General features: G+C 73.9%; 10 protein-coding genes. 9 read left to right on the top strand and 1 reads right to left on the bottom strand.

Annotation, left to right across the window (positions count from 1 at the left end):
- Window positions 1–134: 134 nt before the first annotated feature.
- The 3 genes from lgt (at window position 135) to O7635_RS34670 (ending at window position 5,721) form a co-directional block, all read left to right on the top strand.
- Window positions 135–1,271 (top strand): prolipoprotein diacylglyceryl transferase, encoded by a 1,137-nt coding sequence (lgt, locus tag O7635_RS34680; protein ID WP_278084715.1) that lies wholly within the window; start codon window positions 135–137, stop codon window positions 1,269–1,271.
- A gap of 30 nt (window positions 1,272–1,301) precedes the next feature.
- Window positions 1,302–2,501 (top strand): FAD-dependent monooxygenase, encoded by a 1,200-nt coding sequence (locus tag O7635_RS34675; RefSeq protein WP_278084714.1) that lies wholly within the window; start codon window positions 1,302–1,304, stop codon window positions 2,499–2,501.
- Between the two features lie 97 nt (window positions 2,502–2,598).
- Window positions 2,599–5,721 carry a BTAD domain-containing putative transcriptional regulator gene (locus O7635_RS34670; RefSeq protein ID WP_278084713.1) on the top strand — a complete coding sequence of 1,041 codons (3,123 nt, stop codon included), beginning with the start codon at window positions 2,599–2,601 and terminating at the stop codon, window positions 5,719–5,721.
- A 10-nt stretch (window positions 5,722–5,731) separates the two neighbouring features.
- Here O7635_RS34670 and O7635_RS34665 read toward each other — a convergent pair whose 3' ends face one another.
- Complete coding sequence (locus tag O7635_RS34665; protein WP_278084712.1) at window positions 5,732–6,574, bottom strand: GNAT family N-acetyltransferase; 843 nt, start codon at window positions 6,572–6,574, stop codon at window positions 5,732–5,734.
- A gap of 149 nt (window positions 6,575–6,723) precedes the next feature.
- On the opposite strand from O7635_RS34665, the gene gltB reads away from it, so the two are divergent.
- From gltB to O7635_RS34635, 6 genes are all read left to right on the top strand, one after another.
- On the top strand, window positions 6,724–11,295 hold the full coding sequence (gene gltB, locus O7635_RS34660) for a glutamate synthase large subunit (protein ID WP_278084711.1): 4,572 nt from the start codon (window positions 6,724–6,726) through the stop codon (window positions 11,293–11,295).
- Window positions 11,288–12,763, top strand: a complete 1,476-nt coding sequence (locus tag O7635_RS34655) for a glutamate synthase subunit beta (protein ID WP_278084710.1) — start codon at window positions 11,288–11,290, stop codon at window positions 12,761–12,763. The genes gltB and O7635_RS34655 overlap by 8 nt, the downstream gene beginning before the upstream one ends.
- 260 nt (window positions 12,764–13,023) lie before the next feature.
- Entirely contained in the window at window positions 13,024–14,475 is a 1,452-nt protein-coding gene (gene pyk, locus O7635_RS34650) for a pyruvate kinase (RefSeq protein ID WP_278084709.1), read from the top strand.
- Between the two features lie 11 nt (window positions 14,476–14,486).
- A complete protein-coding gene (locus O7635_RS34645) occupies window positions 14,487–15,359 on the top strand; it encodes an acyl-CoA thioesterase II (RefSeq protein WP_278084708.1) in 873 nt (290 codons plus the stop codon).
- Between the two features lie 36 nt (window positions 15,360–15,395).
- Window positions 15,396–15,863 carry an Rrf2 family transcriptional regulator gene (locus O7635_RS34640; protein WP_278084707.1) on the top strand — a complete coding sequence of 156 codons (468 nt, stop codon included), beginning with the start codon at window positions 15,396–15,398 and terminating at the stop codon, window positions 15,861–15,863.
- Window positions 15,864–16,335: 472 nt separating this feature from the next.
- Window positions 16,336–16,779: a hypothetical protein gene (locus tag O7635_RS34635; RefSeq protein WP_278084706.1), complete on the top strand. Its 444-nt coding sequence runs from the start codon at window positions 16,336–16,338 to the stop codon at window positions 16,777–16,779.
- Window positions 16,780–17,506 lie beyond the last annotated feature (727 nt).

Raw genomic sequence — 17,506 nt, 5'->3', positions numbered from 1 at the left:
GGTTACCGTACGCCGGTCGCGGGTCAACGTCAGCCGTCGTACGACCGTCGTGCACGATGCGTGCGGTGTCCGGATAGATCTGGAGCTAACCCGGGGTGCCGTCAGCACCATGCGCGACGGTACCGTGTTGTCCCGTGACCCTCGCCGCGATTCCGAGTCCCACCCACGCCGTCTGGCAGGTCGGCCCGGTGCCGATCCGGGCGTACGCCCTGTGCATCATCCTGGGCATCATTCTGGCCGCCTGGGTGACGGAGGTCCGCCTCCGTAACCGTGGCGCGCACAAGTGGGCGATCCTGGACATCGCGGTCTGGGCGGTGCCGTTCGGCATCATCGGCGCCCGGATCTACCACGTGATCACCTCGCCCGGCGCCTACTTCGGCGAGGGAGGTGACCCGCTCGAGGCGCTCCAGGTCTGGAAGGGCGGCCTGGGCATCTGGGGCGCGGTGGCCGGTGGGGCCGTCGGCGCGCTGTTCGCCTGCCGCCAGCTCGGGATGCCGCTGACCGTGGCCGCCGACGCGCTCGCGCCCGGCCTGCCGCTGGCCCAGGCCGTCGGCCGGCTCGGCAACTGGTTCAACAACGAGCTCTACGGCCGGCAGACCACGCTGCCCTGGGGTCTCGAGGTGCACGAGATGGACTCGGCCGGCCAGCCCACGCTGGTCGACGGCGAGCCGGTGCTGCGCCCGGGGCTCTACCAGCCGACGTTCCTCTACGAGCTCATCTGGAACGTGCTGGTCGCCGGCGTCGTCTACTGGCTCGACCGCAAGTTCAAGTTCGGCAAGGGCCGGGCCTTCGCGCTCTACGTGATGGGCTACACCCTCGGCCGGTTCTTCGTCGAGATGCTCCGCGACGACACCGCGACCCACATCCTCGGCGTACGCATCAACGTGTTCGTCGCCGCCCTGGTCTTCGTCGGCGCGCTCGTCTACTTCCTGCGCGTCCGCGGCCCCCGCGAATACCTGATCCCCGTCGGCGTCGACGCGCCCGTCCCGGCGCCCCGCGGCGGCGACATCTCGACGGTCGACGTCTCGGCCAAGCCGGCCGCGTCCGCCGCCATCCCGTCGAGCTACCGGGTGGTCACCGAAGAGCAGTTCGAGGCCTACCGGGAGACCGGCGTGGTCCCCGAGGCGGGGGACACGACGGCCGCCGGTGAGCCCGTCGAGGCCGAGACGGACGACGAGTCCGACGCCGCGGCCGCCGACGGCGCCGATGATGACGGGCGCGACAGCGACACCACGGCCGCCGGCGCCGGCGGCCGCGCCGACGACCGCTGATCCGACCGACCACCCGGAGAGGCGGTGCCCATGCGTACGGCCGTGGTGGTGGGCGCCGGCATCGGCGGCCTGGCCGCGGCCGGCGCGCTGGCCCGATCCGGCTGGCAGGTCACGCTGCTCGAGCGGGCCGACCGCGTGCGGCCCGGCCACACCGCGCTCGTGCTCTGGCCCAACGGCATCCGCGCCCTGCGCGCCCTCGGCCTCGGCGCCGGCCTCGACGCGATCGGCACCCCGCTCGGCGAGAGCGGCGTCCGGCGGCCCGACGGGCACTGGCTCGTCCAGCCGCGGCCGGTGGCCGCGCACCGCGCGCCGGTCGTCGTCCACCGGGAGGACCTGCACGACACGCTGATCGCCGGGCTCGGCGACCGCATCGACATCCGCACCGGCGTCCAGGTGTCCGACGTGCGCACCGGCGGCACCGAACGGCCCGCGGTCACCGCCGGTCGCCAGGTGTTCGCCGCCGACCTCGTGGTCGCGGCCGACGGCATCGACGGCGCGGTCCGGCCCCGGCTGGCCCCCGAGTCGGCCGTCGTCAGCTCCGGCTGCACGGCCTGGCGCGCGGTGATCCCGTGGTACCGGGCGCCGAAGGGGCTCGAGGGCCGCCCGGTCGGTGGCGAGACGCTCGGCGCGGGCTACCGGTTCGTGGCCGCGTCGCTGGGGGAGCGGGGCTCGTCGGGCGCCTCCAGCCGGGGCGGCGTCTACTGGGTCGCCACCGCCGCCGGCGCGCCCCGGCCGGAGCCGCCGGCCACCCAGCTCGGCCTGCTCCGCCGGTGGTACGCGGGCTGGCCCGAGCCGATCGCCGACCTGCTCGCCGCCACGGAGCCCGCCGACCTGATCCAGCAGGAGGTGCGCGAGCTGCGCCCACTGCCCCGGGCGTACGCCTTCGCGTCGGGTCCGGGCGGTGTGGTGCTGCTCGGTGACGCCGCGCACGCGATGCCGCACCACCTCGGGCAGGGCGCCTGCCTGGCGTTCGAGGACGCGGCCACCCTCGCGGCCGCCGTGCGCGACGCGTCGACCGGCCTGCCGCTGCGCCGGGCCATCGAGGGCTACGACCGGGAGCGCCGGCCGCGCGCCGCGACCATGGTCCGGCAGACCCGGCGGATGTCGGCGGTGCTGCAGACGCGGGGCCGGCTCGCGCTGCGGGCCCGCGACGCGGCCCTCGGCCAGATCACCCCGCGGCTGCTGGGCAGCGCCGCGAGCACCGCGGCACAGTGGCGGCCCCCCGCGTGACCGAGTCGTAAGCGGCCGAGCAACGCGCCCGAGGGGGCCGAACGTGCCATGACCTCAGGGCCGGCGGACGGGCAGACTACCGGCTACCGAACAGGGGGTGCGCGTGGTGGACGACGGCGGGCCGGCAGCGGCCGACGGGCACCGGCCCGTGCGCGCCTGCCTGCTCGGTCCCGTCCGCCTGCTCGCCGACGGCGTCGAGGTGCCGTTGCCGCCGCCCGCCCGCGACCTGCTGGGGGTGCTGGCGCTCCGTCCAGGTGAGACTGTCCTCACCGAACAGATCGGCACGGCACTGTGGACGGTGCCACGGCAGCGCGGCGCCGGGCCGCGGTTGCCCGCCGCGATCGACGCGTTGGCCGCCGCGCTGGCCGCGGCCGGGTGCCCGGAGCTGCTCGGCCGCGGGCCGGACGGGTTGGTGCTGCGGTTGCCCGGCCGGGCCGTCGACGCGAGCCGCTTCGGTCACCTGCTGCGTCGGGCCCGCGAGCTGATGGCCGCCGGCGACCTGGCCGGGGCGTCCGCCCGGTTCGCCAGTGCGCTGCGGCTGTGGCAGGTGGACCTCGACGACGACCCGCTGTCCGGCAGCGCCGTCAACCCGCTCGGCTGGGTGCAGGCCGAGCGCACGCGGCTGGTGCAGATGCGCGCCGCGGCCGTCGAGGACCGCTGGGAGTGCGTGCTGCGCCGGGTGGCCGCCGCCCTGACCGCCGCCGGGGCGCCGGCCGCCGACCCCGACGCGGTCGCCGCCGGCGCGGCCGCGCTGACCGCAGCCGAGGAGGCGGTCGCCGACCTGGAGCGGGCGCTGGACCGGCATCCGCTCCGCGAACGCCTCTGGGAGCTGCTGCTCACCGCGACCGCCTTCGCGCGCGGCCGGCGCGCGGCAGCCGCGGTCTACGACCGGGCGGTGCTGGCGGTCGCCGACAACCTCGGCGTCGAGCCCGGCCGGCGGCTGGGCGAGATCGCCGCGCAGGTGCGCTCGGGCGGCCTGGCCACGTGGTGGGAGCGGCCCGAGGAGCCCTGTCCGGCGCCGCCGCCCACGACCGCGCCCGCCCGGACCGGCCTGCCGGTGCCGCTGACCCCGCTGATCGGCCGCGACCGGCTGGCCGGCCGGGTCACCGCGCACCTCGCCGAGCACCGCCTGGTGACGCTGACCGGGCCCGGCGGCAGCGGGAAGACCCGGCTCGCCGTCGCCGTCGCCACCGACCGGGCCCCGGTCTGGTTCGTCGACCTGAGCGTCGTCGACGACGCGGCGGCCGTGGCCACCGCGGTCGCGGTCGCGCTGGGCGTCCGCGACGAGCCCGGGCGGGCGACTGGCGACACGCTGGCCGACGCCCTCGGCGCCGGCGACGGGCTGCTCCTCCTCGACAACTGCGAGCACGTCGTCGCCGGGGCCGCCGAGCTGGTCGCCGTGCTGCTGGAGCGTTGCCCGGTGGTGCGCGTCCTGGCCACGAGCCGGGTCGCGTTGCGGGTGCCCGGCGAGGTCACCGTGCCGGTGCCGCCGCTGTCCGGGCCCGCGCCCGAGGGCGAGCACACGATCGCGGGTCTGGCGGCCCACCCGGCGAGCCGGCTGTTCCTGGAGCGCGCCCGCGCCCGGGCCGGCCGCCCGGTCCCGGAGTCCGACGCGGCCGCCGTGGCCATGCTCTGCGCCGAGCTCGACGGGCTGCCGCTGGCCATCGAGCTCGCCGCCGCGCGTACGCCGGTGCTGTCGGTTCCCGAGATCGTCGCCCGGCTGCGGGCCGACCACAGCGTGCTGCGCAGCCCGGACCCGACCGCGCCGGCCCGGCACCGCACCGTCGCGGCCGCCGTGGAGTCCAGTGTGGACCAGCTGGACCCGGTCGCCAGCCAACTCTTCGACCGGCTGGCGGTGTTCGCCGGGGGGTTCGACGCCGAGGCGGCCGCCGCGGTAGCCGGCCGCGACGCCGCCGAGGGCCTGGCCGCCCTCGTCGAGGCGTCCCTGGTGGAGGCGCAGCCGGACGCCCGCTTCCGCATGCTGGTGCCGATCCACCGGCACGCGCTCGGCCGCCTGCGCGCCGCCGGGAGCGAGGAGGCCGCCCGGCAGGCGCACGCCCGGCACTTCCTCGCGCTGGCCGAGCGGGCCGACGGCGGCCTGCGCGGCTCGGCCCAGGGCTGGTGGCTCGGCCGGCTCCGCCGCGAGGCGGCCAACCTGCGGGCCGCGATGGCCTGGCTGGCCGGCGCCGGGGCCGCCGACGAGCCGCACGGCGACCTCCGGCTGGCCGGGGTGCTGGCCAACTACTGCCGGCTCGAGGGCTACTACCGCGACGGCCGCACGTGGCTGGTCGACGCGCTGGCCCGGCACCCCGACGCGCCGGCCACCCTGCGCGCCCGGGCCCTGGCCGGGGCGGCGATGCTGGCGATGCTGCTCTGCGACTACCCGGCCGCGGCCCGGCACGCCGCGCAGGCGTGGGCCGCCTGCCGCGCGGCCGGCGACCCGCTCGGCGAGGCCCGGGTGGAGCTGACGCTCGGCTCCGTGGCCCGCGAGCGGGCCGAATATCGCGCGTCGGCCGCGCACCTCGACGCCGCCGCCCGCCTGTTCGGCATGCACGGCGACGAGTGGGGCGCGACCCAGTCGACGCTGCTGCGGGGCTTCACGGCCTGGCTCGCCACCGACCTCGACCGGGCGGAGGCCAAGCTGCGCGCCGCCCTCGACGGCTTCGAACGGCTCGGCGACCCCGAGGCGGCCGCCACCGTGCTGATGAACCTGGGCGCCGTCGCCCTCTACCGCGGCGACGGCGACCGCGCGGCCTCGCTGCTCGACACCGCGCTCGACCGCTTCACGGCGCTCGCGTTCCCCGAGGGCCTCGGGTGGGCGCACAACCTGCGCGGCCTGGTCGAGCTGCGGGCCGGGCGGACCGGCCGGGCCGTCGCCCACCTGACCCGCAGCCTCGCCACGCACCGCCAGGTGGGCGACCGCTGGCGCACCGCCAGCGTGCTGGAGGCCCTGGCCGAGGCGGCCCGGGTGGTCGGGGCCGGCGAGCGTGGGGCGGCGCTGCTGGGCGCGGCCGCGACGATCCGCACGGAGCTCGGCGCGCCCGTGCCGGCCTGCGAGCTGCACGACCTGGCCGCCACGGCGGCCGGCCTGCGGACGCTGCTGGGCGAGGACGCCTACGCCAAGGCCCACGCGGCCGGCCGGGTCGCCGGCATCGACACCCTGGTCGGCGAGCCGGCGGAACTGTCCGTGCCGGCCCTACCGGCCGCCGAGCCCAGCTGACGAACGAGGGTCAGGCGGGGGCGGCCACCGGGGCCGGTTCGGCGATGCAGGCCGTGCCGACGCGGCGGAAGCCGACGCTCAGGTAGACGCGGGCGACGTCGACGCTGCTGGCCGACAGGAAGACGAGGTCCGCGCCGGCGGCGAGGGCCTGGCGGGCCAGCACCGCGGTCAGCCGGGCGCCCAGGCCGCGGCGGCGGTAGGCGGGCAGCGTGGCCACACCGGCGATCTCCACCACGTCGCCGGCCCGCATGCCGATGCCGCTGGCCACCTGGCCCGCGTCGGGCAGCTCGGCGACCGCGGTGAACCGGCGGCCCTCGGCGATGGCCTGCCGCTCGCCCTCCAGGGCCGCGGCGTCGATCTCCACCCGGGCCGCGTCGCGCTCGGCGGGCCCGCCGGCGCCGCTGTCCGTGCCGGGTGTGCTGAAGCCCACGGCCGCGACCGCACGCGACAGCTCCAGGTCGGCGGCGAAGGCGGGGGACTGCGGGTCCAGCAGCCGCACGTCGGGCGCGTCCGCGGTGGGCAGCGCCGCCGGGTCGAGCACCATCAGCGGCGCCTCCAGCACCGCCAGGCCGGCCGAGCGGGCGACGGCGAGCAGGTCGGGCGCGTTCTCGTGGACCCACTCGAAGGCCTCCGGCAGGCCCAGCTCACGCTGCCGCTCCCGGGCGGCCATGATGTCGGCCGCGGACGGTGGCTCGCCACCGTCGAGCCGGGGACGGGCGTAGAACGGCCAGCCCGCTCCTTCCCGGACGAACAGGACAAGCCCCCCGAACTCCTCCGCACGCGCGGTGAACCGGGGCAGGGCGTCGTAGAAGGCCTCCAGTCGGTGCAGGAGGGCAGGATCAGGGGTAGTCACCGCGCGAGAGTACACATCTCAGACTCTGGGCGTGTGATCAATACGTCCTGGCGGATGAGGGCCGGCATTCACGTAAACTCAGAAGACCCCCAGGGCCGACGTCGTCCCGCATCTGAAATCAGCGTGACCAAGACGACCGTGGAGGCCCGGTGGCATTTGTCGGGGCGGCTCAGCCGCATCCCCAGGGTTTGTACGACCCCGAGAACGAGCGTGACTCCTGCGGCGTCGCGTTCGTGGCCGATCTTGCCGGCCGCCCGTCCCACGACGTCGTGGCGAAGGGACTCTCGGCGCTGTGCCGGCTCGACCACCGGGGAGCGCGCGGCGCGGAGCCCAACACCGGCGACGGCGCCGGCATCATGATCCAGGTGCCCGACGAGTTCCTCCGGGCCAGCGTCGACGTCCCGCTGCCGGCGGCCGGCTTCTACGCCACCGGCCTGGTGTTCCTGCCCAACGGCGAGGCGGAGGCCGCCCAGGCGGTCACGGTGATCGAGAAGTACGCCATCGTCGAGGGCGCCGAGGTGCTCGGCTGGCGCGACGTGCCCGTCGAGCCCGCGGGCCTGGGCGCCACCGCGGAGCTCGTACGCCCGCGGATCCGCCAGATCTTCCTCGCCGCCCACCGGCTGCACGACGGTCCCGCGGGGCCGGCCGGCACGCCGATCAGCGGGATCGACCTCGACCGGGTCGCGTTCTGCGTGCGCAAGCAGGCCGAGCGCGAGACCGCCGAGCGCGGCATACCGGCCTACTTCCCGAGCCTGTCGGCCCGGACCATGGTCTACAAGGGCATGCTCACGCCCGACCAGCTGCCGGCGTTCTTCCCGGACCTGACCGACGAGCGGGTGAGCAGCGCGATCGCCCTGGTGCACTCCCGCTTCTCGACCAACACGTTCCCGTCGTGGCCGCTGGCCCACCCCTACCGCTTCATCGCGCACAACGGCGAGATCAACACCATCCGTGGCAACAAGAACTGGATGATGGCCCGCGAGGCCCTGCTGGCGTCGCCGCAGATCCCCGGCAACATCCGGCGGCTCTTCCCGGTCTGCACGCCGGCCGCGTCCGACTCGGCCAACTTCGACGAGGTGCTCGAGCTGCTCCACCTCGCCGGCCGCGAGCTGCCGCACGCCGTGCTGATGATGATCCCCGAGGCGTGGGAGAACGACCCGGCGATGGACCCGGCCCGCAAGGCCTTCTACCGCTTCCACGCGAGCCTCATGGAGCCCTGGGACGGGCCGGCCAGCGTGGCCTTCACCGACGGCACCCTGGTCGGCGCGGTGCTCGACCGCAACGGGCTGCGCCCGGGCCGCTGGTGGCGCACCGAGGACGGCCTGGTCGTGCTCGGCAGCGAGGCCGGCGTGCTCGACCTCGACCCGGCCACCGTGGTCGCCAAGGGTCGGCTCCAGCCCGGCCGGATGTTCCTGGTCGACACCGCCGAGGGCCGGATCGTCGAGGACGACGAGATCAAGGCCGAGCTGGCCGCCGCCCTGCCCTACGACGACTGGCTGCACGCCGGCCTGATCGACCTCGAGGACCTGCCGGCCCGGCGGCACATCGTCTACACGCACGACTCGGTGCAGCGCCGGCAGCAGACGTTCGGCTACACCGAGGAGGAGCTCAAGATCCTGGTCGGGCCGATGGCCCGCTCGGGCGCCGAGCCGCTCGGCTCGATGGGCACCGACACGCCGATCGCGCCGCTGTCGACCCGGCCGCGGCTGCTCTACGACTACTTCCACCAGCTGTTCGCCCAGGTGACCAACCCGCCGCTGGACGCGATCCGCGAGGAGCTGGTGACCAGCCTCTCGTCGACCATCGGGCCCGAGGGCAACCTGCTCGAGCCGGGCGCGGCCAGCTGTCGCCAGATCGTGCTGCCGCGGCCCGTGCTCGACAACGACGAGCTGGCCAAGCTGCTCTCGATCGACGACGACGGCGACCTGCCGGGCTTCAAGGCGGTCCGGGTCTCCGGGCTCTACCCGCTGCGCAACGGCGCGGCCGGCATCAAGGCCCGGCTCACCGAGATCTGCCGGCACGTCTCCGAGGCGATCGAGGACGGCGTGCGCATCCTGGTGCTCTCGGACCGGGACTCCACGGCCGACCTGGCGCCGATCCCGTCGCTGCTGCTCACCGCGGCCGTCCACCAGCACCTGGTGCGCGAGCAGACGCGTACGCAGGTCGCGCTGGTCGTCGAGTCGGGCGACTGCCGGGAGGTGCACCACGCGGCCCTGCTGCTCGGGTACGGCGCGGCGGCGGTCAACCCCTATCTGGCCTTCGAGTCCGCCGAGGACCTGATCGCGACCGGCGCGCTGACCGGCGTGGCACCGGCCGACGCGATCCGCAACTACGTCAAGGCGCTCAGCAAGGGCGTCCTGAAGATCATGTCGAAGATGGGCATCTCCACCGTCTCCTCGTACTGCGGCGCCCAGGTCTTCGAGGCCGTCGGGCTGGACGCCCGCCTGGTGCAGCGCTACTTCGCGGGCACGCCGGCGAAGATCGGTGGCGCCCGGCTGGCCGACATCCACACGGAGATCGCGGCCCGGCACGCCCGCGCCTACCGGGCCAACGAGGCCGAGCGCAGCCACCGGCGGCTCGACGTCGGCGGCGAATACCAGTGGCGGCGCGAGGGCGAGCTGCACCTGTTCAACCCGGAGACGGTGTTCCTGCTGCAGCACGCCACCCGCAGCCGGCGGGAGGACATCTTCGCCCGCTACACCTCCACTGTGGACAAGATGGCGGCCGAGGCCGGTTCGCTGCGCGGGCTGTTCCGCCTGCGCGTCGGCGACCGGCCGGCGGTGCCGCTCGACGAGGTCGAGCCGGTCAGCGCGATCGTCAAGCGGTTCGCCACCGGCGCGATGTCCTACGGCTCCATCTCGGCCGAGGCCCACGAGACCCTCGCGGTCGCGATGAACCGGCTCGGCGGCAAGTCCAACACCGGCGAGGGCGGCGAGGACGTCGACCGGCTCTACGACCCGCGGCGGCGCTCGGCGGTCAAGCAGGTCGCCAGCGGCCGGTTCGGCGTGACCACCGAATACCTGGTCAACGCCGACGACCTGCAGATCAAGATGGCGCAGGGCGCGAAGCCCGGCGAGGGTGGCCAGCTGCCCGGCAACAAGGTGTGGCCGTGGATCGCCAAGACCCGGCACGCCACCCCGGGCGTCGGGCTGATCTCGCCGCCGCCGCACCACGACATCTACTCGATCGAGGATCTGGCGCAGCTCGTCCACGACCTCAAGATGGTCAACCCGGCCGCCCGGGTGCACGTCAAGCTGGTCTCCGAGGTCGGGGTCGGCACGGTCGCGGCCGGCGTCGCCAAGCTCAAGGCCGACGTCATCCTGATCTCCGGCCACGACGGGGGTACGGGCGCCAGCCCGCTCAACTCCCTCAAGCACGCCGGCACCCCGTGGGAGCTGGGGCTGGCCGAGACCCAGCAGACGCTGCTGCTCAACGGGCTGCGTGACCGGGTCACCGTGCAGGTCGACGGCCAGCTCAAGACCGGCCGCGACGTGGTGGTGGCCGCGCTGCTCGGCGCCGAGGAGTTCGGCTTCGCCACCGCGCCGCTGATCGTCTCGGGCTGCGTGATGATGCGCGTCTGCCATCTCGACACCTGTCCGGTCGGCATCGCCACCCAGAACCCGGCGCTGCGCGAGAAATTCACCGGCAAACCGGAGTTCGTCGAGACGTTCTTCGAGTTCCTGGCCGAGGAGGTCCGCGGCTACCTGGCCGAGTTGGGCTTCCGCAGCATCGACGAGGCGATCGGCCACGCCGAGCTGCTCGACCTGGCGCCGGCCATCGACCACTGGAAGGCCAACGGGCTCGACCTGTCGCCCGTCCTGCACGTGCCGGACCTGCCCGACGGCGCGGCCCGGCGCCGCGTGCGCGAGCAGGAGCACGGCCTCGACCGGGCGCTCGACAACCACCTCATCGAGCTGGCCGCGCCGGCGCTGGCCGACGGCACGCCGGTCCGGGCGACCGTCGCGGTCCGCAACGACCAGCGCAGCGTCGGTGCGATGCTGGGCGGCGCGGTCACCCGGCGGTTCGGCGGCGCGGGGCTGCCCGACGACACCGTCGAGCTGGACCTGGTCGGCACCGGTGGCCAGTCGTTCGGGGCGTTCCTGCCGCGGGGCGTGACGGTCCGGCTGCACGGCGACGCCAACGACTACGTGGCCAAGGGGCTCTCCGGCGGCCGGGTCGTGGTGCGCCCGCACGTCGACGCGCCGTTCGTGGCCGAGCAGCAGATCATCGCCGGCAACACGATCCTCTACGGGGCGACCGGCGGCGAGCTGTTCCTGCGCGGCCGGGTCGGCGAGCGGTTCGCGGTCCGCAACTCCGGCGCGACCACCGTCGTCGAGGGCGTCGGCGACCACGGCTGCGAATACATGACCGGCGGCACGGTGGTCGTGCTCGGGCCGGTCGGGCGCAACTTCGCCGCGGGCATGTCCGGCGGCACCGCCTATCTCTGGCGGGCCGACGCCGCCCGAGTCAACCCCGAGCTGGTCGACCTCACCCCGCTCACCGACGACGAGCAGGTCACGGTGCAGGCGCTGGTGCAGCGGCACTTCGAGGAGACCGACTCGGCCGTCGCCGAGGACCTGCTCAAGCGCTGGCCGGAAGCGGCCCGCGAGTTCGTCGCCGTCGTCCCCCGCGACTACAAGCGGGTGATGGAGGCGATCCGGGCCGCCGAGGCTGCCGGCCATGACGTCGACACGGCTGTCATGGAGGTGGCACGTGCCTGATCCCCAAGGTTTCCTGCGCCACGGGCGCCAGCTTCCGCAGCGGCGCCCGGTGCCGGTCCGCATCCAGGACTGGCGCGAGGTCTACCCGTCGGCCGACGACGGGCTGATCCGCGAGCAGGCGAGCCGCTGCATGGACTGCGGCATCCCGTTCTGCCACCAGGGCTGCCCGCTCGGCAACCGGATCCCGGACTGGAACGACCTGGTCCGCACCGGCCAGTGGGCGTCGGCGTCGGAGTCGCTGCACGCCACCAACAACTTCCCGGAGTTCACCGGGCGGCTCTGCCCGGCACCGTGCGAGTCGGCCTGCGTGCTGTCGATCGCCGGCGGCGACGCGGTGACGATCAAGCAGGTCGAGGTGGAGATCGCCAACCGGGCGTTCGACCTGGGCCTGGTCACGCCGCAGCCGGCCGGCCACTCGTCGGGCAAGCGGGTCGCCGTGGTCGGCTCCGGCCCGGCCGGCCTCGCCGCCGCGCAGCAGCTGGCGCGGGCCGGGCACGCGGTCACGGTGTTCGAGCGTGACGACCGCATCGGCGGGCTGATGCGCTACGGGATTCCCGACTTCAAGTTGGAGAAGGCGCACATCGACCGCCGCGTCGAGCAGCTCCTCGCCGAGGGCGTGGCGTTCGAGACCGGCGTCAACGTCGGCGTCGACGTGACCGCCGACCAGCTCCGCGCCGAGTACGACGCGGTGCTGCTGGCCTGCGGGGCGCTGCAGGGCCGCGACACACCGGCGACACCGGGGCGCGGGCTGCGCGGCGTACACCTGGCCATGGAGCACCTCGTGCCGGCCAACCGGGTCGCGGCGGGGATCGCGGAGACGACGCCCATCGACGCCGCGGGCAAGCACGTGGTGATCATCGGTGGCGGCGACACGGCGGCCGACTGCCTCGGCGTCGCCCACCGGCAGGGCGCGGCCGCGGTCTACCAGCTCGACCTCTACCCGGAACCGCCGTCGGCCCGCGACGAGGCCCGCGACCCGTGGCCGACCTGGCCGTGGGTCCTGCGCAACTACCCGGCCCACGAGGAGGGTGGCTCGCGGGACTTCGCGGTCGGCGTGCAGGAGTTCGTGCACGACGGCACCGGCGCGGTGCGGGCCGTGCGGATCGCCGAGGTCTCGGTGACCAAGGTCGACGGGGAGCGGCTGATCGAGGTGGTCCCCGGGAGCGAGCGCGAGCTGCCGGCCGACCTCGTGCTGCTGGCGATCGGCTTCGACGGCACCGAGCCGCAGCCGCTGCTCGACCAGTTCGGGGTCACCCGCAACGCCCGCGGCGCGGTCGACGCGCGGCCGGACTGGCAGACGGGCGCCGACGGGGTGTTCGTCGCGGGCGACATGCACCGGGGCGCCTCGCTGATCGTGTGGGCGATCGCCGAGGGCCGGGCGGCCGCCGCCGCGATCCACTCGTACCTCGGCGGCGAGGGATCCCTGCCGACCCCGGTGGATCCGGCCGCGGTCCCACTGGCCGCCTGACCTCCGGGTGTCGACCGCCGCCGCACGCCCGGTGGCACGAAAGGAACGGCCCGTTGTTAACGCCCGCCGACGCGCAGGTGTTAACAAGGGGCCCTTCCTATGCGAAAAGCGTTAACAAGGGGCCCTTGCTTCGGGTTGGGCGCGGGCGCGAGTAGGCTCGCTGACGGCCCATCAGCCGGTCACCACGCTGATGGGCGGCAACTGTTCGGATTTGCGACAGAAGCCGGTTACAAGGACGATCCGGGAAAGAGAATAGCCTCATGGGCGTGACACGCCGCGCGAAGATTGTCTGCACGCTGGGCCCAGCGACCGCCTCGCCGGAGCGCATTCGGGGCCTCGTAGACGCCGGGATGGACGTGGCGCGGCTCAACTTCAGCCACGGTGACCACGCCGACCACGAGGCGGTCTACAAGCTGGTGCGCGAGGCGGCCGACGCCGCCGGTCGCGCGGTCGCGGTCCTCGCCGACCTGCAGGGCCCCAAGATCCGCCTGGGCCGCTTCGCCGACGGGCCCCACGAGTGGCGCACCGGCGACTCCGTGGTGATCACCAGCGACGACGTCTCGGGCACCGCCGACCGGGTCTCCTGCACCTACAAGAAGCTCCCGCAGGAGGTCAAGCCCGGCGACCGGCTGCTGATCGACGACGGCAAGGTCGCGGTCGAGGTCACCGAGGTCACCGGCAACGACATCCGGGTCCTGGTGATCGAGGGTGGCCCGGTCTCCAACAACAAGGGCGTCTCGCTGCCCAACGTCGCGGTGAGCGTGCCGGCCCTGTCCGACAAGGACACCGAGGACCTGCGGTTCGCCCTGCGCCTCGGCGTCGACCTGGTGGCCCTCTCGTTCGTCCGCTCGCCCGACGACGCCAAGCTGGTCCACACGATCATGGACGAGGTCGGCGTGCGCCGCCCCGTGCTGGCCAAGGTCGAGAAGCCCGAGGCGGTCGACCGGCTCGACGACATCGTCGACGCGTTCGACGGCGTGATGGTCGCCCGCGGTGACCTCGGCGTCGAGCTTCCGCTCGACCAGGTGCCGCTGGTGCAGAAGCGCGCCGTGCAGATGTGCCGCGAGGACGCCAAGCCCGTCATCGTCGCGACCCAGATGCTCGACTCGATGATCGAAAATGCCCGGCCGACCCGCGCCGAGGCCTCCGACGTGGCCAACGCGGTGCTCGACGGCGCCGACGCACTGATGCTCTCCGGCGAGACCAGCGTGGGTAAATACCCGGTCCTGGCGGTCAGCACGATGGCCAAGATCATCGCTACGACCGAGGCCGGCGGGATGCCGGTGCCGCGGCTCCAGCACGACCCGCGTACGCACGGCGGCGCCCTCACCATCGCGGCCTCCAACGTCGCCCGGGCGGTCGGCGCCAAGGCGATGGTCGCGTTCTCGCAGACCGGCGACACGGTCCGCCGCCTCGCCCGCCTGCACTGCGAGCTGCCGCTGCTGGCCTTCACCCCGGTCTCCGAGGTGCGCGCCCAGCTGGCGCTGAGCTGGGGTGTGGAAACCTTCCACATGCCGTTCGTGCAGCACACCGACGACATGTTCCGCCAGGTCGACCAGGCGCTGCTCGGCCTCGGCCGGGCCGAGCCCGGCGACTACGTGGTCGTCGTCGCGGGCAGCCCGCCCGGGACGCCCGGCTCGACCAACACGCTCCGGGTGCACCTGATCGGTTCGCTGGTCGACCCGGCCAGCGTCACGCGCCAAACCTCGTGACCGGGGGCGCCATGCCCGCGGGTGGGCAGGAGGCGGTCGACTACCTCGTCCGCATGCTCGACCTCGAGCGGCGCGACGACTCCACGTTCGTCGGCACGACCCCGGTCGTCGGCCTGCAGCGGGTCTACGGCGGCCACGTCGCCGCCCAGGCCCTGGTCGCGGCGGGCCGTACGGTCGACCCGTCGCGCACCGTCCACTCGCTGCACGGCTACTTCGTGCGCCCGGGGGAGTCCGGCCAGCCGATCGAGTACCACGTCGAGACCATCCGCGACGGCCGCTCCTTCTCGGTGCGCCGATCGGTCGCCGTGCAGAACGAGAAGACGATCTTCTTCATGTCGGCCTCGTTCCACCGCCACGAGGACGGCCTCGACCACTCCGCGCCGGCGCCGCTGGACGTGCCGGGGCCGGAGTCGGTGCCGACCATGCGGGAGCGCCTAGGCGCCTACCCCGAGCGGCTCGGCATCTGGTCGAGCGTGCCGTGGTCGCTGGACGTGCGCTACGTCGGCGAGCCCGGCTGGGTCGCGCCCGGCGACCGGCGGGCCGACCCGCACCAGCGGGTCTGGATGCGCATCGACGGCAAGCTGCCCGACGACCCGCTGCTGCACGCCTGCGCGCTGACCTACGCGTCCGACATGACGCTGCTCGACTCGGTGCTGTCGGTGCACGGCGAGGTCTGGGGCCCGGGCGGCGTGATCGGGGCCAGCCTCGACCACGCGCTGTGGTTCCACCGTCCGTTCCGGGCCGACGAGTGGTTCCTCTACGACTGCTGGAGCCCGTCCGCCTCCGGCGGCCGCGGCCTGGCCACGGGCCGCATGTTCACGGCCACGGGCGCCAACATCGCCACGGCGGTCCAGGAGGGCCTCCTCCGCCGCGTGGGTGCATGATCTTTTCCTTTCTACGTACCCGATAGGATTAGTCCCATGCGACTGTCCGCACGGGTCGACTACGCGCTACGCGCCATGGCAGAACTGGCCGCGGCTGCGGACCAGAAGAGCGACGGCCCCACACCGATGACGGCCGAGCAGGTGGCCCGGGCGCAGGACATCCCGCCGAAGTTCCTGGAGAGCATCCTCCTGCAGTTGCGCCGGGCGGGCCTGGTCCACGCCCAGCGGGGGCCGGAAGGTGGCTACTGGCTGGCCCGGCCGGCGCGGGAGATCGGGCTCGGGCAGGTCATCAGGGCGATCGACGGGCCGCTGGCCAACGTGCGCGGCCAACGACCGGAGGACCTGGGCTACACGGGGGCCGCGGCGGCGCTGCAGGAGGTCTGGATCGCGCTGCGCGCCAGCGAGCGGGAGATCCTGGACCTGGTCTCGATCCAGGACGTCGCCACCGGCAAGCTCCCGGACCGCGTCCGCGACCTCACCGCGGACCCGGCCGCCTGGGCCTGACCGCGAACCGCGGCCGAAGCCGTTTGTGCGTGTGCCTTTATCTTGCCGATAAGAAACGCCCGCCGTCAGACAGCCGATATCGAGGCGCGCCACGCGATGTCGGCGGTCGTCGAAACATCTCGTCGAACGCCGCGATTTTTCGCTCCGCCAATGCCAACCTCGTCGCGATGCGGAACAATATCGCAGGATGAATGCGTCGCCGGCCGCGTGTAGCAGACGATGCCATTCCTCTGCGGTCGAATAGTCCCGCTCTGTTGGACCTGGGCCTGCATGGCGGTGTGCTGCCACCGTGTCCTGCCGGGCCGCGTCGGCCAGGTGGCCCTGGCCACTGCCGGGCCGCGTCGGTCAGGTGGCTCTGGCCACGTGGGACTGGGCCGGCTCGGCGGCGAGTTGCCAGGCGGTGTGCTGACAGCCGTGTCCCGCCGGCCGCGTCGGCGAGGTCCGGTCGGTCGGGCCGGCCAGAATGGGTCGTATGGGGCGCTGGCCAGTTGGCCGTGTAGGACCGATCCTGCCCGATCGCTTCCGGCATGGCTGGCTGGGCTGGTTCTGGCGTGGCTGGCGTGGCTGGTTCTGGCGTGGCTGGCTCGGCCGCTTCTGGCGTGGCTGGCGTGGCTGGTTCTGGCGTGGCTGGCTCGGCTGGTTCTGGCGTGGCTGGCTCGGCCGCTTCTGGCGTGGCTGGCTCGGCTGGTTCTGGCGTGGCTGGCTCGGCTGGTTCTGGCGTGGCTGGCTCGGCTGGTTCTGGCGTGGCTGGCTCGGCTGGTTCTGGCGTGGCCGGCTCGGCCGCTTCCGGCGTGACCGGCGTGGCTGGCTCGGCTGGTTCTGGCGTGGCCGGCTCGGCCGCTTCCGGCGTGGCTGGGTCGGTCGGGTGTGGCTCGGGTGGTTCGGTCGTGTTCGGCTCCGAGCCGGATTGCTGTGACGGATCCGGCATGGCCGCTTTGACTCTGGCCTCCAGCATCCGGGCCGCCGGGATCGGCGGCTCACCCAGGATGCGTTCCGGTGAGCTCGGGGTGTTCGCGCTCGCTGACGGAAGCGCACCCACCGCCTCGGCCGCGTGTGGCCGCTCGGCCCAAGCAGCTATCAGTGCCGCGTCGTCGGGAATGTTGCCGTGCAAGCGGCGCAGCTTCTGCGAATGCCGCTGCGCCATCCCCCAATCCCGATGCTGCGCGTGCGCACGGCGGAACTCGTCGGCTTCGACCGAATAATTGCGGCGCTTCGTCCTATCGCGCATGGCGGCCATGTGAGCCGTCGTGAATAGTTGAAGCTGCCGCATGCGAATATTATCCCGCGAAAACAGCCGTGCTCCATTGGCTCGGGTTCTTATTTCCATTGATGAAAATAATAGGAAGGCCTGGCGTCAGCTTCGCCGCGAGGTTGGAGGCGATGGTCTAACGGGACCGGCAATTGGCCCACGACGGTCCGGAGGTCGCATCTCGGACCGCCGCGGGTACGGACATCGAACCATCTTCGGCCGCTCCGCGATCCCGATCGGCGTGGTGCGTCGGATCGCCAGTCCTGCGCCCGATGTCATCGCCGTCCGTTTTCGCATTATATGTTCAGCGGTGAGTTGATCTCAATGTAGGTCGCGAACGGCGGTGATGCGGCGTGCGTCGGCGCTGGCTCGGCGTCGATCGCGGCGTCGCAGA

This window comes from Asanoa sp. WMMD1127 (genome assembly GCF_029626225.1).
In the GTDB taxonomy this organism is placed as follows: Bacteria; Actinomycetota; Actinomycetes; order Mycobacteriales; family Micromonosporaceae; genus Asanoa.
The sequence above is the reverse complement of the archived record's forward strand: the minus strand, read 5'-3'. Positions and strand labels throughout refer to the sequence as shown.